Origin of the sequence: Coleofasciculus sp. C1-SOL-03 (assembly GCF_040220555.1) — a bacterium.
In the GTDB taxonomy this organism is placed as follows: Bacteria; Cyanobacteriota; Cyanobacteriia; order Cyanobacteriales; family Coleofasciculaceae; genus Coleofasciculus.
This window is the reverse complement of record NZ_JAVJUO010000171.1, coordinates 114,304-138,327: the sequence shown is the minus strand read 5'-3', so window position 1 is coordinate 138,327 and position 24,024 is coordinate 114,304. Positions and strand designations below refer to the sequence as shown.

The following is a 24,024-nucleotide window of genomic DNA, read 5'->3' as shown; positions in this document are numbered from 1 at the left end:
TGATAATGCTCACTATTTCTTTGCCAGATCAGGAATAACCAACATAAACAGAATACCGAAAACAATAATCGCCAAAGCTTGTTCTGTAGTCAGTAGATTGGGTCTGACTAAATATAAGACAGCAAAGCCCAGCAACGCAATCGTTAGGTTCCGAGACAACAGTCCCGGCATTACCAGAGTCGCAATGATACAAAACGCGATTATAGCAATAGCTATTTCCATGGTTCCTGTTTCCTTGTTTCGGGTAATTACAGGGCGTTGAGCAAGGCGGGAAGCCTAACCGATCGCCTCCTATCAATCAGCCGTTACCTGTGACCCGATTAGTTTTCCCTGTACGCTATACGGCACTCGGTAACGTAACTCTAAACTATCTCAAAACCGCTCAGACGTCAGCAGTGAGTAACTGCTCATCTGGACAAAGGGCGATCGCACTGCCCCGAAACCCCCTCTATCCCTTATCTCACTAAGGCTTTCCCTGACTCCGAGTCCGGGTAAACTTGTGTTAAAATATTAAAAGAAAGAGGCACATTTGAGCAAGGATTCGGGTTAAACAGGGCAGTTTAACTCTATTTTTGCGCGTTTTTTGCCTAAATCCTGAATTTTTATGGAGTTTTTCGTTCTATGAGTACCTCCCAAGAGCGGATTGTCCCGACAAATCTTCGCAGCGAAATGTCTAGGTCATACCTAGAATATGCCATGAGTGTCATCGTGGGTCGGGCGCTACCCGATGCGAGGGATGGACTCAAGCCAGTACATCGGCGGATTCTCTATGCGATGCATGAACTGGGACTCACGCCCGATCGCCCCTTCCGTAAATGCGCCCGTGTTGTGGGTGAAGTCTTAGGTAAATATCACCCCCACGGCGATACAGCGGTGTACGATGCCTTGGTTCGCATGGCACAGGATTTCTCCATGCGATCGCCCCTAATTAACGGACATGGTAACTTTGGGTCGGTGGATAATGACCCACCTGCGGCAATGCGTTACACAGAATGCCGCTTGCAATCCTTAGCCACAGACTCCCTACTCCGGGATATTGAGTCAGAAACGGTCGATTTCCTAGATAACTTCGACGGATCACAACAAGAACCCATCGTTCTTCCCGCCCGGGTTCCCCAGTTACTCCTGAATGGATCATCAGGTATTGCGGTGGGAATGGCAACCAATATCCCGCCCCATAATCTGGGGGAATTGGTAGATGGCTTAGTCGCCCTGATCCATAACCCAGAAATCACCGAGAAAGAATTGATGCGGTATATTCCCGCCCCTGACTTTCCTACTGGCGGTCAAATCCTGGGCAGATCCGGCATCAAAGACGCCTACACCACCGGGCGCGGCTCAATCACCATGCGGGGTGTGGCGCAAGTTGAAACCATTGAACACCGGGGACGCCCGGATAAAGAGGCGATTATTGTCACCGAATTGCCTTACCAAACCAATAAGGCGGCACTAATTGAAAAAATTGCCGAACTGGTGAATGATAAGCGCATCGAAGGCATTTCCGATATTCGCGATGAAAGCGATCGCCGGGGAATGCGGGTGGTGATTGAACTGAAGCGGGATGCCTATCCCCGTGTAGTTCTGAATAATCTCTACAAACAAACCCCCCTACAAACCAATTTTGGTGCCAACATGTTGGCATTAGTCGGGAATGAACCCCAACTGTTGACAATCAAACAGTTCCTCAACGTCTTCCTAGAGTTCCGCATTGAAACAATTACCCGGCGCACCCAATACGAACTCCGCAAAGCGGAGGAACGGGATCATCTACTGCAAGGGTTACTCATTGCCCTGGATAACCTAGATGCAGTTATCGCCGTCATTCGTGCGGCTAATGATACCGCCACCGCCAAGAGTCAATTAATCGAGCAATTTGGACTGTCTGAACCCCAAGCCGATGCCATTTTGCAAATGCAACTGCGACGGTTGACGGCATTAGAAGCCCAGAAAATTCAAGCCGAACACGAAGAGTTACGAGTTCGGATTGCCGATCTGCAAGATATTCTGGCGAATCGACAGCGGATTCTGGAAATTATTGAAACCGAAGCGATTCAGATTAAAACCACCCACGATACACCCCGTCGCACTGCCATTCAAGAGGTGGAAGGGGAACTGGATGATATTGACCTAATCGCCAATGAAAAAGCGGTGATATTAGTCACCGAACAAGGGTATATTAAACGGATGCCGATTCACTCCTTTGCCGCCCAAGCCCGGGCAACCAGGGGCAAAGCCGCCGCCCGGATGAAGGAAGATGACGGGGTTGAGCATTTCCTCACCTGCTGTGATCATGATAGTTTGCTCTTTTTTAGCGATCGCGGTGTCGTTTATTCCCTACGCGCCTACCAAATTCCCGCCGCCTCTCGCACCGCCAGAGGGGTTCCCATCGTGCAGATGCTACCGATTCCCCACGATGAAAAAATTACCTCGGTTGTCCCTGTTTCCGAGTTCACCGATGATGTGTATTTGGTGATGTTAACTCGTAAAGGGTATATCAAAAAAACGGCGTTGGATGCCTTTAGTAATATCCGGGCAAATGGGTTAATTGCCATTTCTTTGGGTGAAGGCGATCAACTGCGCTGGGTGCGTCTATGCCGAGCCGAAGATAGTATTATCATTGGTTCGAGTCAGGGCATGGCAATTCATTTTAAAGCCGATCACGATCAACTGCGTCCCCTAGGTCGGGCGACACGAGGGGTGAAGGCGATGAAACTGCGCTCTAAGGATGAGTTGATCAGTATGGATATTCTCCCGGCTCAAGTTGTCGAGAGGCTGATTGCTACAGCTAACAGTGAAGAGGTGGAAACAGAAGACGATACCAGCGATGAACTGAATGGGGAAGAAATTCACGAAACCGCCGGTCAAGGACCCTGGGTTTTGGTGGTTACCACAGGCGGTTTAGGTAAGCGAGTGCCAGTGTCTCAATTCCGGCTGCAAAATCGCGCCGGAATGGGATTAGTGGCAATTAAGTTCCGCCATAACAAAGATAAACTCGCTGCATTGCGAGTGGTGAATGAAGGGGATGAACTGATGATGGTAACCATGCGAGGAATTATTATTCGCCAAGCCTTGGATGCCATTTCCCCCCAATCCCGAATGGCGACAGGGATACGAGTCCAGCGCTTAGATGAAGAGGATGCGATCGCAGCGGTGGCGTTGGTTCCTTTATCGGGTTCTGAGGAAGAAGCTGAAGCCCTGGATGAGGCGTTGTAACGTCAATTAGGCAACAGGGAACAGTTTTCATCTGACTTCAATCCTAACGTTTAGATCCCCCTAAATCCCCCTTAAAAAGGGGGACTTTAATCCAACGTTCGGCGCGGATAATCAGGGATTTTGGAATGCCTAAGAATTGGGCAATCATATTTAATGTAATCGAAAAAGTCGGAGGGTTAATGCGGCGAAATAGAATAGTCATTTTCGTTCAAGAGTCAATGATGTATATTTAATATTTTGGACATTTCACCTTTAATATTAATCATTGCAAAAGCCTTGTAGTGCGGGCATCTGGCTCGCTACTACCCCATTGAAATGCATGACAGCTTAGATAAAAACTTAAGCAGGTTTACCGATAAGAAAACTGACTGAGACTAACTCAAATCGGCGGAAACATCAAAGGTGATTTCAAATCGGGCGGCTGGAATAGAGCGGTTGAGAACTCTGATATAATCTTCAGCATCTTGACGGTTGTAGAATCGAGCGATAGTGTAGCGTTGCTCATTCGGAAGCAGGCGGACGATCGCCCAGGGACGGTTCAAGGCTGGAATGTTGGACTGGACTGGGTTTGGCAGGTTTTTACCTCGGAGAATATTCAGCGTGGATTGGATCAGGTTCCACAGAGTTTGATAAGTTGGCGTGGTGTCGTGGGGGAGTAAGTTCCAATCCGTTACAGGTTCAGGTAGCCAGGTTAAGGTGTAGGAATTGCCATTTTTTTGGATTGTCCAAGACAAACGGCGGGGTTGTTTCAAGCATTGGTAATTGTGCTGTCTCAGCAAGGCGCAAAGTTTTTCAGCTTCGATTTGCAGTTTCAGCATTTTAAACAGGGCGGGTTTCCTTTGTCAGTTAGCGGTGAGATAGGGCGGGTTTTGTTGCTCAGTTATTTCTGAATGGCTGATTTTATTTCCTAAACCCGCCCCTACAATTGTGCCTAAACCCGCCCCTACAATTGTGCCTAAACCCGCCCTTATAATTGACCATTCACGGCGTTCGATGGTATACGTATTATGTATCAAATTGCTAATGAATCGTGTTAATTAAGGATAATTGCCCTTATTTCTTTATTCTGCCTCATCCGTTTCCAAAACCTAAAAAAATAAGTCTCAGTAGGGTGGGTTAGGCGGTCATACTATCTCAAAAGCAACCCTCTAATTTGATATCCGCCGTAACCCACCAATCACAAAGCTTGAGGAAATATCAACAGATAACGATTATACTATTTTGCTAATGGATGTGGTTAATAAGTTACACAAATCAAGCTTATATTATGCCATTGGTGCGTTACGCTTGGCTAACACACGATGGCGGCTTGACACAGCTAAAATTGTGGAATAGATTTCACCATTGAATCGGGCGCAAAGCTTTGCGCCCCTACATTTTTTTGATGTAATGGTAAACTATCAATTCAGGTGTGCCACGCCACTACATAAACTCATCCGTTGCTAATAAGTTGGGTTTCGGCACGTCAACCTAACCTACTAATACCATTCGCGATCGGTTCCCATATAGCATTTTACACTGACATTGAGCTGTAGGTTCATTTTAATGTTAGGCAACAGCTAGAAGCGGTTCATAGACAAGCAGCATCAACCTTTCGCCAGGGATGGTTTAAACCCGTTCGGGAGCAATAACCACCTGAATATACTTCTCACAACACTGTTGAGATAACTCCTGGATTTGCTCATCTCGGTTCTTCCCCGGTTTTATGTTATCCAACAAGCCTTGAAAGCCGAGAAAAGCCAGCTCATACATAAGTTGCTGACTCAACTTGCCATAAAAGAAACCGCCATGGGTATTAATTTCCCCTTTAACAAAGTATGCAATGCTCAATCGCAAGTAATCAAACACCACTAATGCCGATTTTTTCAAAGACTGACTAACCACACCTGTTTGTTTATTAGGTTCTGAGTCAGTAAAATCACAATAATCCGTGCAATCAAAATAGGTAAACCGATCCGCAACTCGCACGTCCTGTAAATCGATAGTGGAGACATCAGAACCTTTCACAATCTCCTTCTCAACCTGACCGACGGGAACCAGTTCATCGAGTTGTTGATGTTCCCGATTAGACGCCCGAATTTCTAGACAACAATACGGCGATTCAATTTGACCATTTTTATTGTTCACAATTCCGTAATCATTCTCAGTCAGTTGTTTATTGCGATAGTCATATTGATCAGCAAACCGTTGTACTGTTAAATTCCCCAGTCGGTAACCGCGAAAACGAGTTTTGGCGGGAAAACTGATGTAATTTACCGCCGTTGATGCCAGTCGCAGGGCTAAATCGCCTTCATTACTAAACAAATATGCCTCTTCGCAACGACGTAATGCCGATCGCAAGAAGTTTGACCGCACAGGCATAATCGAGTCAATGGAGATATCGGGAGCTACCAGAATTAATCGACCCAAACTAAAAACGCGACCAATATAGTTAGAGGGTTGTTTGTTAATGGACTCTGTATCGAATACATCGGACAGAATGCGGACAACATTAGTAACCACAAAACAGCCCATACTGTGACCCAAAAAATTCAACTTGATTCGGATATCTTCGCTTTGCGGGCATTCGATCACAGCTTGGTCAATTTGCCGGATTAATTCCACTAAATCCACAACACCATAGTTCATCGCCCGGTTGCGATCGCGTAGATACGTTGATAACCTGAGTGCTAGTAACGCCAGGATTATTCCCACTGACAGGATAAATAGGATTAACAGAATGACGAATAACCCATTAACTACCCCATTGAGTGGCAAAGGTAGGAAAATTCCCAGCCCACCGATGAGCAACCCACCTAAGAGGATGTAAATCGGTAACCGAGGTAGTAAATCCTGTAAATCGGTTTTCTTCAAAACAGCTTTAGTGCTAAAGAATGAAACGATGGCAACTAAAGCCAATGTAATAAATTGAGCAGTCGTGTGACCCAATACAAAAGGTCTGGCAATGCTTAAAAAAACCGTAATAAATCCCAAAATCAGCCCAAAACTTAAAACAATACTTAGAAGTGTTGGCAGTGATTGGAAGGCATAGTTTAACTTGTCACCAATAGTCGTCGGTTCATTACTAGGGGGTTGTGGGTCATCTTGCTTTGGGTTTTCTGCGGGCCAACGATATCCAATAAAAACGGTTTCTTTCGGTTTTTCAGGTTCGCAATTCTCTGTAACATACTTATAAATTTTCCGGTATCGTTTTTGCGCCTCAGAGCGTCGAGTCCCATAGCCATGAACCGAGATCACGATTTGCGGATTTTCACTGTTGACGAGATAGTCAGCAATTTCTCGGAGTCGCTGTTGGGTTAATGGATTTTCCTGCTGATTTACTTTTTGAACCAGATCTTCAGCATTAATCGGTGCCGTACTATTGACGTAGTACCCCCAAACGGCTTTCTCTTTGCTAAATTCTTCGATGGGGACAATTTCAAATTCGGAAATTTTCGACTGGATTGATGTCATCGGTTACCAATTTTACAGACAAATAATGTTTAAGAGCTTCAGTTTACTCGAATTGGTGCTTTTTTTAAGTAATTGTTATTAAAATCAATAATTTTTATAGAATTTTAATCTCTCTAGCTCCCTTCTTGCTCCCCTCTCCCGTGCAACAAAAGTGAAACATCCTTAGTCCTCCCCCCTCTTCGTAGGGGGGAACGAGGGGGGTTGGGAGAGGGGCTGGGGGTGAGGGCGGCTTCCCTTCATTTGGTTTCCTCTGGTGAGGGAGAAGAAGAATCTGGAGACCAAACCCCAATATCAACCGTCATCGATATAATACCTGCGATCGCGGCGGCTATCCCCAGAATTCCCCCCACTATTTTCCCCACCTTCACCCATTCCGCCTTCGTTTGCGGAAATCCAGCAACCCTTATCCCTCGCCTGATTCCCAATAACGCTAACCACTCCTCCATTGTTTGCGGGCGATCGCCATATTCCAATTTCATACCTTGGACAATCGCCTGATTCACCTGCTCAGAAATATCAAACTTTAGCGTCTTCGGTTCAACTAACTCAGCAATATCATCCAAACGATCTAACGCCGTCGCAGGTAATTTCCCGGTTAGCAAAACATACAAGGTTGCGGCTAACGAATAAACATCCGTATACGCCCCCCTTTCTCGGTTCGTTGAACTTAACTCCACTGGGGCGAATTGCTTATCTTTCCAACGAGAGGTTAACGGATTATTAAATTCCCCCGCTAAATCAAAATCAATCAGCACCGCCTGCTGCTTTCCAGCGTGTATCATAATATTCTCCGGCTTCACATCCCGATGCAGTAATCCCTGTTGATGTACCTCAATTAACGCTTCACCCACCTGTTGGATATAACCTAAGGCTTCCTTTTGGGGTATGGGTAGCGCCAAGTCAGAGAGTTTAATCCCAGCGATATACTCCATCAAAATACAAAAAACTTGCCCCTCTTTAAACGTGCGGTAAACTCGGACAATATGAGGATGCTTGCAACGTTCCAGCTTCAGCGCCTCATCACAAAATTTTGACTCGATGCTAGTTCGTTCTGCATCCGGAAGTTGACTGAGAATATCCTGATTGAGGGTTTTGACGACAAAATCCTTTCCGGTATCATCTTTGACCCGATAGGTAATCGCACAACGTCCCCGTCCTAATTCCTGTTGTATCGTGTACTTGCCATTTTGTAACGTCTGTCCCGTTGTCCAAGCCATTACCGTAAATCCAAGACGTTACCTTAATTCTGACACAAGGGCAAGATAGAAGGCAGAAACAAAGGCAGAGGGCAGAGGGCAGATGGCAGAAGGTAGCAAGGTAAAAGGAAATGATGACTGTTGAAGTCGGTGGTAAAAATTCAACTTAACAGTGGTAATCGTCGTTTTGAGTTTGTAAAAATTTGAGTAATTATTAGCAAATTTATGAGACAAGTCTACATTAATGCAGTTGTATTTTAGGGGATATAACGCATAAATAAAAGACAATTAACACTTAGCTTAACTCGGTTTTCTGAAACCAACCAATAATTAAGATTTATTTTGTTTTAAGTTTAACTAGCTGTAGTCAAGATATCCTAGACGTTATTAGCGAGAAAAATTAGTTGACTCATTGACTAATTCAGGGTAAAGACAAAAAACGAATGGATATCGTAGAATACAATCGCATCAAGCTGACCATCCGCCACCGACCTCTGTTGCTGTGGCTTTTGAGTAGTGTTCTCGCCGCCGTTGGGCTAGGGGTAATTGCCTTTCAAGGCGGGTCAGCCCTAACCTGTCAGCGAACTGGACAAATGGGCAGTTGTGAATTGGTTAACTCTCGGTTAGTCGAAGCAGAGGTGAGAACTATTCCTTTAGACAGTTTACGAGATGCCAGCGTTGAGATAGATCCGAGAAATGAGAGTAATGATACTTATCGGGTTGTCCTGTTAACGAGGAGCGCAGCAATTCCCTTCACGTCGGATTATAGTGCCGATAGTAATCAGCAAGAGTCTATTGCGTCCCAAATTAATGCCTTTATTATGAATCCAAGCAAGACATCTCTGAACGTTCGGCAAGACGATCGCTGGTTTGGTTATTTGTTTGGCAGTTTATTAATTGGCGTGGGGTTGTTCGTGGCGACACAGAAGGGGAAAGTCGTTACCTTAAGCTTTGACAAAGTGCGCGATCGCATGACGCTAAAGCAACGGGGTTTACTCAGGGGTACAACAATCGAACTTCCCCTTGCCGAGATTGTTGATGTGACGATAGAAACAATTAGAGATGCCAAAGATCGCCAGATAGAGCGAGTGGCTTTGGTTTTGAACTCAGGTAAGCATTTAGCCATCACCCCCGATGCTGATCCGTTCTGGGACTACAAAAAAGTGGCTCACTGCATTCGCCTCTTTCTCAATCTCCACTCGGAGCAGTCGGGAAAGACGCCACAGATCTGAGCTGGGGGAGCAATGTTCCAGACGTGCCATGGCACGTCTGGGAGATGAGGACGGGTTTTGAACCAACGTTATCATCAATAGCTGGCGCAAAGTCCCTAAACCCGCCCCTACACACTATGCCCTCTTTCCGAAGCGAAGGATCAACACTCAAAACTTTATAACAACGCGCTAACCTATTCCTGGTAGGCTGATAGCTGAGATTAACAGCGTAGATGGCTAATATGGGACTGAATCGGCGGACTTTCCTACAAAAAGCTGGCTTGGGGTTGGCAGCACTGGGAGTCAGTGAAACGGTACTATCACTCCTCGGTGATAAGAGTTTAGCCGTGCCTTTGTTGGAGCGTTATTTTCAGGTGCTGGCACAACCCGGTGGACGTAAGTTGGCACTTCTGGTGGGGATCAATGAGTATCCGCGCACGACAGCTTTGGCGGGGTGCGTAACGGATGTGGAGTTGCAACGAGAACTGTTAATTCATCGGTTTGGGTTCAAGCGTGACGATATTGTAACGCTGACAAATAGCCAAGCCAGTCGCGAGGCGATTGAAACCACGTTTATTGAACATTTGACCAAGCAAGCCGAGGCGGGTGATGTGGTTGTCTTCCACTTCAGCGGTTACGGTAGCCAGGTGCAGATACCTCAGCCGGAGGAAACCTTAGCCTCGTCGATACCCTTGCAAAACAGTTTTGTACCCGTTGATGGGATCTTACCCACAAAAGGCGAACCGGCAGCGAATGATTTTTTAGTCGAAACCTTGGCATTGCTGTTGCGATCGCTCGCCACGGATCAGGTGACGACGGTTCTGGATACCAGTCATACGCAAGCGGCGAATCTTCTCCAAGGAAGTCTCAAAGTCCGCTCTTCTTCCCGCCAAGCCGCCCCAGCGCCGAATCCAGACGAACTGGCGTTTCAAGAGCAACTGGTGTCGCGGATCAAAGCCTCATCAAAACCCTGGAAATCATGGGATAAGTCCATGCAAATGCCGGGACTGGTGTTAGCGGCGGCGGGTTCGTCTCAACCTGCAACTGAGGTGCAATGGAATGGCTTTAGTGCGGGTTTATTTACCTATGCTCTAACTCAGCATCTTTGGCAAGCCACGGCTGCAACCAGTGTTCAGGTTAGCGTCAGTCGCACCAGTGGGATTGTGAATCAATTTGCGGGTAATGAACAACAGCCTCGGTTAACGGGTCAAAAGAGCCAAAATCCCCTACTTGCCTATTATTTATCCCCCAATCCCCCCTTGGGAGCAGATGGAGTCGTCACGGGGATTGAAGAGAAGGGCAAAATAGCACAGCTATGGTTAGCGGGATTACCTGCACCCGTGCTGGAGTACTATAGTCCCAATTCGGTTCTAGAGTTGCTCGATGGGAAACCTGTAAATTTACCGCCGTCGTCACCAGATAATTCCTCAACCCCGGATAACCCTGCCCAACCTGCCCCTAAATCCGTTCAACTTCAACTGCGATCTAAAGACGGGTTAACCGCCAAGGCACGTATACTAAATGGGAATGGCGGGGAAAATGTGCCACCGCAAGTCGGTCAACTGGTACGCGAACGGATTCGAGTATTGCCCCGAAATCTGGGCTTAACTGTCGCCCTGGATACTCATTTAGAACGTATTGAACGGGTGGATGCAACCAGTGCTTTTGCCAGTATTCCCTCGGTGTCATCCGTCGTCGTGGCTGGGGAACAAGCGGCAGATTATTTATTTGGCAGAGGCAAAAAACAGGCAACAGGAACGTCAGAACCGAAGTTTAAAGGAGGCTATGGACTCTTTTCCGTTGCCCGGAATCCAATTCCGAATAGTCTAGGCGAGGAGACTGAGGCGGTTAAATCGGCGGTGAATCGCTTAAATCGTAAATTTAAAACCTTGTTGGCACTAAAATGGCTGCGGTTGACGGCGAATGAAGGGTCATCCCGTGTCGGGATTCGGGCGTCGCTGGAAATGATTTCCCCAGAAACCAAGACAATCATCCAACGGGAAACCTGGCGCACCTCTGCCGGATTCGCGACTGATAAACCGAAAAAAAATGGGGATAAGGCATTACCCTCAGTTGGATCAGCAACCATGCCCAGGTTGCCAATTGGCAGTCGGGTGCAGTATCGCTTAGAAAATTATAGCGATCGCCCCTTGTATTTCCTGCTATTGGGTTTGGAAAGTAGTGGCGGTGCGATCGCGTTTTATCAGCAACAACCGTCTCCAGAAGGATTGGAGTCAGAACAAAATCCACCGTTGATCCGGAGTGTAATCCAGCCCGGAGAAACTCTGATTCTGCCCCAACCCTCGGCATCCTTTAATTGGACTGTTCCGGGTCCTGGAGGTGTGGCGGAAATTCAACTGATTTGCAGCCCTTCTCCGTTCAAAGGTGCGATCGCGGCATTAGAAGCCGCCATGCGTCCCAAGGGAGAGGGAGAACGAGTGGGTGATTTGTTTAATCCCCTGGAAGTCACCCGGGCGCTGCTGCAAGACTTACATCAGGCGAGTAATATTACTCCAGATAAGTTGGGTATCGGTTCTGATGTGTATGCATTGGATGTGAATGTTTGGGCAACCTTGAGTTTTAATTATCAAGTGGTTTCTTGATTCGTCATTCGTCATTTGTCATTTGTCATATATATTATGTCCGCCTAAATAGTCATTATTCCTTTGACCATTCGCTCTCCGATTCAAGCTGCCATTGCCATTGGGTTACTCGTCATACTGGTAATGGCGCTAAACGCCGCAGGTGCAGCGGGATTGGGTGTGGGGGGTATCATCGGCTTTGGTGTGCTGTTCCTGTTGGCTGGATTGCTGGGTTGGTATTGGCTGGGAGCATCTCTGAACCTGGTGGCTCAATTGTTTGGGGGACAAGGGAATGGTCGGGAAAGTTTGAGTGCGATCGCCCAAGGCTTGTGGCCCCTACTCCTCACAGGAGTTGCGATCGCGGCAAGTCAATGGTCTCAAACCCTGGGCGCTGTGTTTTCTCTGGCGATTACCGTTGGCGTGTTGGGGACTCTGACGATCGCCATCCGTCGGGTGCATCAGTTGAGTTGGTTGTCATCGATTCTCGGTGTGGCAATTACCTTGAGTCTTTCTGTCTTAGCCCTATTCGGACTCATCCTGTGGCCCCTAATGATTATTTTGGGTACCTAAACGCGAGAAATCAGCCATTGTCTGTGCCGAAAAATTGTTAGGATTTGTAACATGGCTAATTCTCGTATCCAAAAATTATTGGGCTATCTGCGCCCTCATACCACTCAGGTCTCATTAGGCATCCTGGCGCTGCTGATTGTCAACGCCGTGGGGGTCTACATTCCTCTGCTGATTCGGGATAGCATTGAGGAACTCCGCATCGCCTTCGCCTTTGATCAGGTGTTGCAGTTAGTCGGACTAATCTTTATCCTGGCATCCTTGATGTGGGCGATTCGCATGGGATCGCGTATCCTCATCTTTGGAGTGGGGCGTCGGGTAGAATTTGACCTCAAGCAAAAGATTTTTCAGCATCTGCTTACCCTAGAACCGTCTTATTTCTCTACGAATACAGCCGGTGATTTGATTAACCGCGCCACGAGTGATGTGGACAATATCCGCCGCCTTGTCGGGTTTGCGGTGTTGAGTTTAGCCAATATTGTCTTTGCCTACGGCTTAACGCTACCCGTGATGATGTCGATTGAGTGGCGGCTGACGTTCTTGGCGCTGGCGGTTTATCCAGTCATGTTGATCACAGTGCGTTTGTTTAGTGATAAGCTGCGTACCCAACAACAGGCGGTTCAGGAAGAACTCTCTAATCTTAGCGAATTGGTTCAGGAAGATATGAGTGGGATCTCCCTGATTAAAATTTACGCCCAGGAAGAAAATGAACGCCGTGCCTTCCGGGGTTTGAACCAACGACTGTTATCAGCAAATCTAGGATTAGCCAGCACTCGGAATGTCCTGTTTCCGGTGATTGAAGCCCTATCCTATATCAGCTTACTCTTGTTGATGTGGTTTGGATCGGGTGCGATCGCGCGGGGGGCGATTACCGTTGGGGATTTTGTCGCCCTGATTCTCTATGCGGAACGCTTAGTCTTCCCCACCGCCTTACTCGGATTCACGATTACCACCTATCAACGGGGTGAGGTGAGTATTGACCGAGTAGAGTCAATTTTGACGATTGAACCTAAAATTAAAAATGCCCCGGATGCGATCGCGCTGCCGCAACCGATTAAGGGAGAGTTGAAAGCCGATAACCTTAGCTATACGTTCCCTGATGCCAAAACTCCCGCCCTGCAAGCCGTTGACTTTCATATTCATCCCGGTGAAACGGTGGCAATTGTCGGGGCGATTGGTGCAGGAAAATCAACCCTGGCAAATGTTTTGCCTCGCCTGTTGGATATTGCCCCGAATCAGTTATTTCTGGATAACTCCGATGTCACGAAGATACGCTTACCCGATTTAAGATCTGCGATCGCCTATGTTCCCCAAGATAGCTTTTTATTTAGTACCAGCCTAAAAAATAACATTGGCTACGGCGCACCGGGAAGCGAACAGCCGGAGATAGAACAGGCGGCTAAACAAGCCCAAATTCACGCCGAAGTTCTCAATTTTCCCCAACAGTATGAAACAATGGTGGGAGAACGGGGAATTACTCTGTCTGGCGGTCAGCGTCAGCGCATCGCCCTGGCTAGGGCTTTAGTGATGGATGCGCCAATTCTGATTTTAGATGATGCCCTCTCTAGTGTGGATAATCAGACGGCCACCCAAATTTTGGCAAATCTTTCCACAGGGGTTGACCGCAAAACGGTGATTTTCATCTCCCACCAACTCTCAGCCGCCGCTACCGCTGATCGGATTTTTGTCATGGATGCTGGGAAGATTGTGCAAATGGGGACTCACAGTGAACTGATCCAACGGTCGGGACTATATAAAGACTTGTGGAGTCAGCACCAGATTGAGGAAGTTTTGCATTAGTTACGGGGAACGGGGAACAGGGAACAGGGAAATTGTAAAGTTTTGGTAAGGAATTATTAGAATTGTCACCGATTTAATTAAAGGTAAAAATCGATACAATTCTCCATCAGTACAGTAGGTTAGTATTCAAAGGGACATTGTGAAAAGCAATAGTCAAATGTTTAGCATTTGCCTCAATCGTGCATTTGACCTATCGTTGCTTTATGCAGCTTCATGGAATACCAGGGATTCGCGCTCAGGGTGTTTGGCTTTTGTCACTTCCCCAGGTTTTAATTAAACAGGGAAGAACTGAGAAATCTTAAACGGAATAATTAATCCAGATTGCAATAAGATGATTAATTAATTGATCACGTCAACAACAAAAAGCAACGGTTAAAGGATTATTGGACAGTAGAGAGGCACTTAACGGGAGAACATTTCGGGAACATCAGTAATGAGCGAATTCAACCAGTCAGTGATCAGATCTGGTGCTGCGATCCGTGTTGGCATTTTACATTCTTTAAGCGGCACGATGGCGATTAGCGAAGCCTCGTTAAAGGATGCGGAACTGATGGCGATCGCGGAAATTAATCAAGCGGGTGGTGTCTTAGGACATCCGATAGAACCCGTGATCGAAGATGGCGCATCGGAATCGGCGACGTTTGCGACCAAAGCCAGAAAGTTGATCGAACAAGACCATGTTGCTACAATTTTTGGCGGGTGGACGTCTGCAAGTCGCAAGGCGGTTTTACCCATCGTCGAAGAACTCAACGCCCTGATGTGGTATCCGGTTGAATATGAAGGACTCGAATGTTCTCGCCACATTTTTTATACGGGGATTTGTCCGAATCAACAAGTCGGTCCAGCGGTTAACTGGTTGCTGGAACATAAGGGGAAGCGCTTTTATTTGATTGGGTCTGACTATGTTTTTCCCAGAAGCGCCAACAAGTTAATTAAGGCGCAACTTAAACAGCAAGGGGGAAGTTTAGCGGGGGAAGAGTATGTTCCCTTAGGGATGACCGACTTTGGTGATTTGATCGCCAGAATCAAGCAAGCTAAACCGGATGTCGTCTTTAATACTCTGAATGGAGACAGTAATTTAGCCTTTTATCAACAGTATCAAGCAGCCGGAATCACAGCAGCGGAAATTCCCATTTTAGCCGTGAGTATCGCGGAAGAGGAACTGCGGCGAATTGGCGGAAGTATTGCAGCGGGTCATTATGCCAGTTGGAGTTATTTTCAGAGTATTGATACCCCGAAAAATCGGGAATTTGTCCAGAATTTTCAGGCGCGTTATGGTCACGATAGAGTCACCAGTGATCCGATTGAGTCGGCGTATACCCAGGTTTATCTGTGGAAACAAGCCGTAGAAAAAGCGGGTGGCTTTGATGTGGAATCAGTGCGAGAAGCGGCGTATGGGCAAACGTTGGCAGCGCCGGGGGGGAAGATTCGGATTGAGACAAATAACCATGTCAGCAAACATTGCCGGATTGGTAAGATTTTGGAGGGGGGTCAATTTGAGATTGTCTTTACCAGTGTCGGACGACTAAAACCTCAACCTTGGTTGGGAATTGAGCAATTAAGTGATCAGATATCGCCAGTGGTAATTGATATGCTGGCAGAGGTGTCCCAATCGATTCAATATAACTGCCAACTGGAACAAAAGTCCCGTGAATTGGAAGCGGCGATGGCGCAATTGATGGCGACGAATGAAAAGTTGCAACGCACTCAAGACCAATTATTGCAAGCCGAAGCCCAATTTCGCCAGTTACAAGATCAAGAAAAATTGCTAAAGCGTCGCTTGTCGAGTCAAATTCGCAGTTCGCTGGAATTAGAACAGATTTTGAAGACGGCGGTAAGTGAAATCTGTAGTTTATTGCATATCGATCGCTGCCAGTTTTTGTGGTATCATCTCCAGAGTAGTCCCCCTCGCTTTGAATCCATGGAAGTGGCGGGAGAGTTGAGTGAGAATGGGGGAGTAAAATGGAATACAGCGGACGAACTTTTGCCGGATTTCCCGTCAATGATTCAGCAGCAATCGTTGCTACGGATTGACGATATTGCCAGCGATAGCCAGCTTAAGGGGAAGACTCGCGATCGCTTCCTCAATTCTGGACTGCAAGCCTTACTCATTGTCCCCCTACAAACTCGCAGCAATAAAATTGGTGTGGTGGTTTGTGAACATTATCAGCAGAGTCGCTACTGGAGTGAACAAGAGGTTGAATTAATTGTTTCGGTAGTTGATCAACTATCCAGTGCCATTGATCAAGCGGAATTATATGCCCATAGTCGCACAACCGCCGCATTAGCCACCGCCCAAGCGGAACAACTGAAGCAAGCGTTGCATGATTTAAAAGCCTATCAAGCCCAGTTAGTGCAGACGGAAAAAATGTCCACATTAGGGACATTAGTGGCGGGGGTAGCCCATGAAATTAACAACCCTACCAGTTTTATTTACGGTAATCTCCACTACGCCAAAGAATACACCGACGATTTATTAAACATGCTGCAGTTGTATCAACAGTATTATCCTGAACCTGCACCGGAAATTCAAGATCACGCCCAAGAGATTGAGTTAGAGTTTCTGATGCAAGACCTGCCCAAAACTTTGGGTTCCATGGAGATTGGGGCGGAACGAATTCGTCATTTGGTGTTGAGTTTGCGGAATTTCTCGCGTTTGGATCAAGCCCAAATGCAACCGATGGATATTCATGAGGGGATGGAGAGTACCTTACTATTATTGCGGAATCGGCTAAAAGGGAATGGTCACAATCCAGAGATTGAATTAGTGAAAGAGTATGGGGAATTACCCTCGGTTGAGTGCTATCCGTCGCAGCTTAATCAAGTGTTTATGAATCTCCTGGGGAATGCCATTGATGCGTTAGAGGAGGTTGTCGCCCGGAATGGGACAAGGTTCTCGCCGATGATTCGGATTTGTACGGAAGCGCCCTCGGCTGATTATGTGCGGGTGAGAATTAGTGATAATGGATCAGGGATGACAGATGATGTGAAGTTAAAGTTATTTGATCCGTTTTTTACGACTAAGCCGATTGGGAAGGGGACAGGATTGGGGCTTTCGATTAGTTATCAGATTGTTGTGGATAAGCATAAGGGAATTTTGCAATGTCACTCTACTCCTGGACAAGGAACAGAGTTTATTATTGAGATTCCGGTGCGACAAAATTGTAAAGTTGCTGTGAGTCAGGAGATGAATATCCGACTGAAGGCTCAAACCCATTAAAGATATGATAGAACGGGGCGGTTAAAACCGCAGCTACACAAACGAAACCCGCCTGCGCGGGTTTCATCTAGCTGGAGGTTCCGAGAAGTGCGATCGCGTTCCTGTTTAGAAATGCCAGATTAACCACCTGTAGGGGCGACCCGCTTGTATCAATTAAAAACTCCCATCCATTTAATTGGGTCGGGTCGCCCTTTCCTATTCATTTAGCTGGAAATGCTAAAACAACAGCAGCATTTCAGTTCTACTAGCCGAGTGATTTCCTGTTCTTGATGATTCTTTGTGGAGTTGCACTGAATTCAACTTTCAGTTGCCTTGCTCCCCATTGACTAGCTTAGGAAATATCAGCGTTTAAATGGTTTGCTGCTGCTGTTTTTAGATGAGACAGATTGATTAATTTAGCCAGCGTTTTTACCTCTTCTTTTGAATCTAAACGTTGCTGCGTGTATCTGTCCGGTGAAGCTTTATTTGCTTCATAGTTCTACTTTAGCACCTTTGACTGAAAGGACAAGGGAATGATACGTAAGTTTACTTTTATGGAGGAAAATGTGAAGTTTGATAAATGCTTTCCCGATTCGGATATCCTTGAACTCCATCTAGGATAAGAGGAGAGCTTCCTTGCGATCGCGGTTTCTCCCTTCCTGAAACACTTGCTGACATCCGAGCTGAGAGGAGAGGGCGACCCGAGTAAATTGAGTGGACTACGATTGTTAATTAATGCAAGCGGGTCGCCCCTACCAGGTATATTTATATTGACAAAATGCAAAATTGGTTAAAAGCATCATTTTGGATCACCACATGAGGATGGAGAAAGCCAGGAGCTGAGCCAACCGGATCTCCTAAATCCACCCAATAGATATCACCTTGTTTAACTACCATTCTGTTTCGACGACACGACGATGAGTTGAGCGCATTGCTTGTAGAAGTTGCGTTTCCTCTTCGTCAAGTCCATCGGAGTAAGCCACATTGACCTGTTCTAGCAGTTCCTTTCGTTCACGGTATCGACGCAGAAATTCACTCAGAGCCAGGGTGATCAGCCGACTCCAAGACATATTTAGCTCTTTAGCCAGAGCTTGGGTTTCGTCTATCAAGTCTCGTCGGATGGGAAGATTGGTTGGCGAATCAGTCATGGAGGGATGAGTCGAGGTCACTACTCAAAGTATAGCTGAGTAATTCATCGAGCCATAAGCTTGGTGCGTTCCCAATCGGCGATCGATAGAGCAGTAGAAATCGCTTCCAGGAACGCACCCTACAACCGAACGGCTATTACTGGATCGACGCTCTAGGTGGAGGTTCCGAGAAGTGCGATCGCGTTCTTGGTTAGAAACGTTCTTGGTTAGAAATGCCGGATTAACCACCTGTAGGGGCGACCCGCTTGCATCAATTAACAATTTCCAATCCATTTAATTGGGTCGGGTCGCCCTCTCCTATTAATTTGGCTGAAAATGCTAAAACAACAGCAGCACGTCCGATCGACTTGCTGAGTGATTTCCTTCTTTGGTAATTCTATCTGGAGTTGCACTGAATTCAACTTTCAGTTGCCTTGCTCCCCATTAACTAGCTTAGGAAATATCAGCGTCTAAATGGTTTGCTGCTGTTGTTTTTAGAGAAGACAGATTGATTGATTTAGCCAGCGTTTTTACCTCTTGATTTGAATCTAAACGTTGCTGCGTGTATCTGTCCAATGAAGCTTTATTTGCTTCATACTTTTACTTTACCACTCTCAAGTTGAAAGACAAGGGAATGATATATAAGTTAACATTCATCCCCCGAAATATTAAGTTAGGTTACGATTATGGGCAACGATTGATGCTCCGGCGATCATCCGGGACAAGTTGAAAACAGGATCAAGTTGAACGGTTGAGTGTCTGGATTAAGTGAAAATACTTAGAGACTATGTGCAGAACACATAATTTGTGGGGTGAGGGTGGGTTTTCTGAAGGGGTGACAAGCTCACGTCAAAGGTAGGCAAAGGTAGGCAGGGTGTGGGGAACCGGGTGTGGGGTGTGGGGAAAATCGGTAAGAAACACAAAAGCCCATAACGAGGAGATAGGGTAAGGAGTGAGCGCTCTCCACTGAACTGGCAAGTAGCTAGAGGATAGGGTTAGTATAGCAGGGAGTATTTTTACAAAAGTTCATTCTTTAGACTCAGAAATTTCCATGACGGATAGGGTAACAACGATGTCGAATGATGCTGAGGCGAAGGCGAAACAAGTCCGCCTACTGCTTTACTTGTGGGATATGGGGGGTTCGGATGTTAGCAAGGGTGAACTGACGAAACGACTCAAACGCAAGAAAGAGACAGCCGCCGATTATCAGGATAGTTATCAGCAGTTAGAAGAGGATGGTGCGATCGCGCGTTCTCGGTATAAGGTATCTCTAGTACAGCCCAAGGGATTGCAGATGCTGGAAGCGGGGCTGAAGAGTGAGGCGTTTGAGTTTGAGAGTCAGATTGGCGCAAGAACCGCGAATGCGTTACTCAAATGGATTCGAGAACAAGCTATGTCGGCGGGTACTGTTGGTGATGGGGCGGTTGCAGCACAGAAGACTGGGGAGAGTGCGATCGCGTCTTATGATCAGTTTAAGCAGGTGGCGCTGGATGTCTATGATCAGCTAAACCGCGACTATAACTTAGATGACTTAGTACCGATATATCGGATACGGCGAACCATTGGCGATCGCGTCTCTCGTTCCCAGTTCAACGACTGGATGCTGGAAATGCAGGCTAACGATATCTTACAGCTTCAAGGTGGCAGCGTAGAAGATAGCGCACCGGACAAGATTGAAGATTCGATTACAACCGAATTGGATGGATTACGCTGCTATGCCCGACGTTTAACATCATAACTTTTACAGTCTTTCTGTCTCATATTGGATGTACTACTTATTCACTTCACATCACACAACAAGGACTAGGTTCATGTCTTCCATTGAAGAATTAATCAGAAATAAAAACCCCTTTGCTGGACATACTGTAGTTACACCACTACAGATCTGGGGAAAAAGCTTTCCTGATGTTCCCTCAATAAACGCTCATGCATCTGATGCAGTGTTTGAGGCGGTTGCTAAAGTGCGTGAAGGGGAACGTCAAACTGTAGGAATTACAATTACGGCTGAAAAAGGGTTAGGCAAAAGCCATATTATCAGTCGGATTCGCCATCACTACCAAGCTAATAGTGATGCGTTGTTTATATACATGAATAAATATGACAACTTAAATAAGATCAATACTCTATTTAACCAAAATGTAGCGACTAGCCTTAAAGCCTTTGGTAGCCAAGGGGTCATGCAGTGGCAAGAATTGGCGGCTGCTTTGATTAATGAAGCCAAAAGCTGGAATTACACTCCTCAGCAATATATTGCAAATTTCCCCAAGTGGTTGAGCAAATACTCAAATAAAACTGTCGAAATGCTCACCAATCTGGTTCTTCAGGTTAAACCAGATATTGATAATCCTTATATCGTAACAGCAATTTTGTGGACGCTTTCTTCTGCTCATGCTCGATATGCCATTCACTGGCTTTCTGGTGGCGAGTTAAGTCAGATACAAGCTGAGACAATGGGGCTACCCAATCCTAAAGGAGAAGACAGAGAAGCCGACGCATTAAATAATGCTCGCCAGATTCTCGACATCACCAGTGATTATCGAGTACCCGTGATTTGCTTTGATGAATTAGATCTTTTAGCAGTTGATGACAATGGCTTTACCGTCGCCCAACTTGTTGCCAGTTTGGTCAAGGATTTGTATAACACTCTCAAACGGGGTGCTTTCTTGCTAGCCATGTATGCTGACACCTGGAGTTATCAAGTTAGAAGTTTACCTCAAGCTGAGGCGGTAATGGCTCGTTTGGCTAGTGAAAGGGCAAATATGCAACCGCTAAAACTTGACTATTTAAACTCAGATAAGGTCGTTGAACTTGTTTCTTATTGGCTCAAAGAATTCTATAGTGAAAATCAACAAACACCACCTGATCCGATTTATCCATTTGAGGAAAACAAATTAAGGGAGCTTGGCAAGCAAAAACCTACGGTAAGGGCAGTGATTCGGTGGTGTGCAGAAAACTTTAAGCTTTCAGAAAATGGCGAAACCAAAAATATCGTTGAGCTGTGTTATCAAACACAATTAGATGATATTCAGCGAAATATAGATATCTTGTCAGAAGAAAAAAACGATGAAATTGCTGAGGCTTTAAAATTAGCTTGCTCAACTCTCATACAACAAACAGTAGAGGGAGTAACTATTGATAGAGTAGAAGAAATTCAATGTAGCAAAACGGATCAAGGATACATTGACTTCAAAATCGTCGGTACAGAAAATGGGCAAGAGGTTAAAATTGGAGTAGCTGTTCTAGAGCAATCTGGAGGTAAATATCAGGGGGCTGCCTTAAAGCGGCTAATTGATTATAAAAAATTTGACTTAACTCGCGGTTGCTTAGTTCGTTCTAAGAAAATTAACTCTGGAGCGAGATTAGCTCAAAATAATGTCAGGAAGCTTTTGCAAGAGAAAGGCGGAGAATGGGTGCTTTTGCAAGCTAAAGATATAACTCCACTTCTGGCTATTCTATTCGTCCATGAAAATCGGGAAAGTTATGAACTCAGCGAAGATCAAATATTTGATTTTATCAAGCAGAAGCAATTAGCCATTGATAACGCACTCATTCGAGAAATTTTAAGTGATCCGTCGGGTCAAGAACCTGATAATCTAACGGATGATGATTTGCCAATGAGAGTTCCTCAAACTGTTGCTGATGTAGAAGATAACATCGAATTAAACGTATAACTTTATAAAAATGAACCAGCAGGTTTTACTTCAAACTGCATTTTGTCTACCCACCCCCGATATCGAAGCCTTAATCGAAGGGCGAATGATAGCCGCTATTCCTCGAATATTCTTGAATCCGGGACGACAATTTGCTCTCTATCCCTCAGATACATCTACTAACGCTCTGCCTATCGAACAATATTATCGCTCTAACTTCATCCCCACCGCCCAAAAAAGTCTGGCTGAACTCGGTTCGGAGACGGTTCAAATTAAAGCCTGGGCAAAATGCGAACGGTGTCAAGTCTTGGATGATTCCGAATCCCTGGATTTCTTATCCCAGCTAACCGTATGGACAAAAGCCGGATTAGAGCAAACTCGTGTCAAACGAGGTCATATTTTTTTAGCCTACCTGCGGGTTTATCGACTCCCGCAACCCATTGAAATTCCTGTCCATCCGAGTCCCCGATTTATTCCGCTTCCCCAACCTTTAACCGTGACTCAAAATACACCTGTTTTGAGTCAGACATGCTTTGAACAACGCTGTCACCAGATGGAAAAACGACAGCCGCCGCCGTATCCAGAATTAGAGGAATTACAGAGTGCGATCGCGTCATTATCAAACTATAATCTAGCCGCGAAAGAACTCGACCAAGATATCAAGCAATTCTTGGGATGGAGTAGCCAATCAATTGGAAGATTTGACTCTGATTTCATCTGGATTAAAACAATCGCCGATGTCGGTAACTCTAGCGATGGTCATCAATTTGAAAAACTGGTGCGAAAAAGCTTACTGAAGCTAGGATTTACCAACTCTAGCACAAATCCCCAAATTAGCCTTGACCCTGAAGCAACTGGAGGGGCGGGCGGTTTAGATTTTTATTGTGAAATGCCCTATCCGGTTGTCGGAGAGTGTAAATCAACGAAGAGTGAAAAAGTCCCCGATGGAACACCCGCTCAACTGATTAAATTGGGGTATAAACATTTGCAAAACCACTTTGATGATTGTCTTAAATTAATCGTAGCAGCGGGTGAACTGACCAAACCTGCTGTAAAAACAGCACAGGGAAATAAAATAAGCGTGATTCGTCCAGAAACTCTTCAACATCTCGTAGAATTGCAAGCCCAGCATAAGGGTGCTATCGATTTACTGAAACTCAAAGCCTGCTTGCAAGATGCTTATGGGTTAGCCGATGATAAAATAGAGCAATACCTGGTAGAAGTGCGTCAAGACATCGCCGTGCGATCGCACATTGTCCAATCCGTTAAATCCTTCCAGGAAAATGCCGGGTTAGGCGAAGTGGGAGTTGATGCGATTTATGGCGCGTATATCGGTTCGAGTCCCCCCAAACCCTTAATGCCGAATGAATTGCGTGATATTCTCATTGAACTATCCTCGCCGTTAACTGGTTACTTAGGGCGAAGTAAGGGTAATGAATTGAACCGCGATCGCTTCTATTTCTTGCGCGATTTACCCCAAATTCATTAAGATCAAAAAATCTTATGTAGTGGCGCGACACACCTAGTACAAGAAGGCAGAAATCCGAAGGCAGATGGCAGAAGGTAAGGAGAAAGCTTGCAAGGCACAAGGGAATAATAGCTGTTTGTCGGACATGATATTAACCATTAGCCGCAAAACAGTAGGGGCGCAAAGCTTTGCGCCCGATTCAATGGTCACATCTAATCCACAATTTTAGCTATGTCAGTCCAGTAGTGGCGTGGCACACCTTAATTGATGGATTAGAATTTGGTTCGTAGTGAGGGCTTCAGCCCTCTCCAGCTAAGCGTTATAGCGCTCTTTGTGCTTACTACAAACAAAACCCTATTTTAGCTGTGTCAAGCCAGTAGTGGCGTGGCACACCTTATTTGATGAATTAGAATCACGCCCGGAAACCGTAGGGGCGCATGGCATGCGCCCGATTCAATGGTCAAATCTATTCCACAATTTTAGCTGAACCATAGGGAGATGTGCCAGAATCACGCCTTCGGTAACCTGAACTTAAACCGAATGTCGCTGACTTAAGCT

Annotated in this window: 17 protein-coding genes; 9 read left to right on the top strand and 8 right to left on the bottom strand. The window is 45.9% G+C overall.

Annotation, left to right across the window (positions count from 1 at the left end; all coding sequences use genetic code 11):
• Nucleotides 1-12: 12 nt before the first annotated feature.
• Nucleotides 13-222, bottom strand: a complete 210-nt coding sequence (locus RIE73_RS27345; protein ID WP_446404169.1) for a hypothetical protein — start codon at nucleotides 220-222, stop codon at nucleotides 13-15.
• Nucleotides 223-621: 399 nt separating this feature from the next.
• Here RIE73_RS27345 and gyrA point away from each other — a divergent pair, with 399 nt between their 5' ends.
• Complete coding sequence (gyrA, locus tag RIE73_RS27340; RefSeq protein WP_446404168.1) at nucleotides 622-3,213, top strand: DNA gyrase subunit A; 2,592 nt, start codon at nucleotides 622-624, stop codon at nucleotides 3,211-3,213.
• A gap of 43 nt (nucleotides 3,214-3,256) precedes the next feature.
• Here the strand turns inward: gyrA and RIE73_RS27335 are convergent, their stop codons facing one another.
• From RIE73_RS27335 to RIE73_RS27315, 5 genes are all read right to left on the bottom strand, one after another.
• Complete coding sequence (locus RIE73_RS27335; protein WP_446404167.1) at nucleotides 3,257-3,415, bottom strand: hypothetical protein; 159 nt, start codon at nucleotides 3,413-3,415, stop codon at nucleotides 3,257-3,259.
• A 172-nt stretch (nucleotides 3,416-3,587) separates the two neighbouring features.
• Nucleotides 3,588-4,031, bottom strand: a complete 444-nt coding sequence (locus RIE73_RS27330) for a hypothetical protein (protein WP_446404166.1) — start codon at nucleotides 4,029-4,031, stop codon at nucleotides 3,588-3,590.
• 24 nt (nucleotides 4,032-4,055) lie between these two features.
• Nucleotides 4,056-4,229 (bottom strand): glycine zipper family protein, encoded by a 174-nt coding sequence (locus RIE73_RS27325; protein WP_446395037.1) that lies wholly within the window; start codon nucleotides 4,227-4,229, stop codon nucleotides 4,056-4,058.
• 592 nt (nucleotides 4,230-4,821) lie between these two features.
• Nucleotides 4,822-6,666: an alpha/beta hydrolase gene (locus RIE73_RS27320; RefSeq protein WP_446404165.1), complete on the bottom strand. Its 1,845-nt coding sequence runs from the start codon at nucleotides 6,664-6,666 to the stop codon at nucleotides 4,822-4,824.
• A gap of 236 nt (nucleotides 6,667-6,902) precedes the next feature.
• Nucleotides 6,903-7,883 (bottom strand): serine/threonine protein kinase, encoded by a 981-nt coding sequence (locus RIE73_RS27315; protein WP_446404164.1) that lies wholly within the window; start codon nucleotides 7,881-7,883, stop codon nucleotides 6,903-6,905.
• Between the two features lie 422 nt (nucleotides 7,884-8,305).
• Here RIE73_RS27315 and RIE73_RS27310 point away from each other — a divergent pair, with 422 nt between their 5' ends.
• The 5 genes from RIE73_RS27310 to urtA all read left to right on the top strand — a co-directional run bounded on the left by RIE73_RS27310 (nucleotide 8,306) and on the right by urtA (nucleotide 17,242).
• Nucleotides 8,306-9,094 carry a hypothetical protein gene (locus RIE73_RS27310; RefSeq protein ID WP_446404163.1) on the top strand — a complete coding sequence of 263 codons (789 nt, stop codon included), beginning with the start codon at nucleotides 8,306-8,308 and terminating at the stop codon, nucleotides 9,092-9,094.
• Between the two features lie 212 nt (nucleotides 9,095-9,306).
• Nucleotides 9,307-11,676, top strand: coding sequence for a caspase family protein (locus tag RIE73_RS27305; RefSeq protein ID WP_446404162.1), 2,370 nt, complete (start codon nucleotides 9,307-9,309; stop codon nucleotides 11,674-11,676).
• 63 nt (nucleotides 11,677-11,739) lie between these two features.
• On the top strand, nucleotides 11,740-12,225 hold the full coding sequence (locus RIE73_RS27300) for a Yip1 family protein (protein WP_446404161.1): 486 nt from the start codon (nucleotides 11,740-11,742) through the stop codon (nucleotides 12,223-12,225).
• A gap of 51 nt (nucleotides 12,226-12,276) precedes the next feature.
• A complete protein-coding gene (locus tag RIE73_RS27295) occupies nucleotides 12,277-14,022 on the top strand; it encodes an ABC transporter ATP-binding protein (RefSeq protein WP_446404160.1) in 1,746 nt (581 codons plus the stop codon).
• 433 nt (nucleotides 14,023-14,455) lie between these two features.
• On the top strand, nucleotides 14,456-17,242 hold the full coding sequence (gene urtA / locus RIE73_RS27290; RefSeq protein WP_446404159.1) for an urea ABC transporter substrate-binding protein: 2,787 nt from the start codon (nucleotides 14,456-14,458) through the stop codon (nucleotides 17,240-17,242).
• A 744-nt stretch (nucleotides 17,243-17,986) separates the two neighbouring features.
• Here the strand turns inward: urtA and RIE73_RS27285 are convergent.
• Both RIE73_RS27285 and RIE73_RS27280 read right to left on the bottom strand, forming a co-directional pair.
• A complete protein-coding gene (locus tag RIE73_RS27285; RefSeq protein ID WP_446404158.1) occupies nucleotides 17,987-18,118 on the bottom strand; it encodes a type II toxin-antitoxin system PemK/MazF family toxin in 132 nt (43 codons plus the stop codon).
• Entirely contained in the window at nucleotides 18,112-18,390 is a 279-nt protein-coding gene (locus tag RIE73_RS27280; protein WP_446404157.1) for a hypothetical protein, read from the bottom strand. The genes RIE73_RS27285 and RIE73_RS27280 overlap by 7 nt, the downstream gene beginning before the upstream one ends.
• Before the next feature lie 1,009 nt (nucleotides 18,391-19,399).
• Here RIE73_RS27280 and RIE73_RS27275 point away from each other — a divergent pair.
• The 3 genes from RIE73_RS27275 to RIE73_RS27265 all read left to right on the top strand — a co-directional run bounded on the left by RIE73_RS27275 (nucleotide 19,400) and on the right by RIE73_RS27265 (nucleotide 23,487).
• A complete protein-coding gene (locus RIE73_RS27275; protein ID WP_446404156.1) occupies nucleotides 19,400-20,086 on the top strand; it encodes a hypothetical protein in 687 nt (228 codons plus the stop codon).
• Between the two features lie 73 nt (nucleotides 20,087-20,159).
• Nucleotides 20,160-22,019 (top strand): hypothetical protein, encoded by a 1,860-nt coding sequence (locus RIE73_RS27270; RefSeq protein ID WP_446404155.1) that lies wholly within the window; start codon nucleotides 20,160-20,162, stop codon nucleotides 22,017-22,019.
• A 10-nt stretch (nucleotides 22,020-22,029) separates the two neighbouring features.
• Nucleotides 22,030-23,487, top strand: coding sequence for a DUF1802 family protein (locus RIE73_RS27265; protein ID WP_446404154.1), 1,458 nt, complete (start codon nucleotides 22,030-22,032; stop codon nucleotides 23,485-23,487).
• The last annotated feature ends 537 nt before the right edge of the window (nucleotides 23,488-24,024 follow it).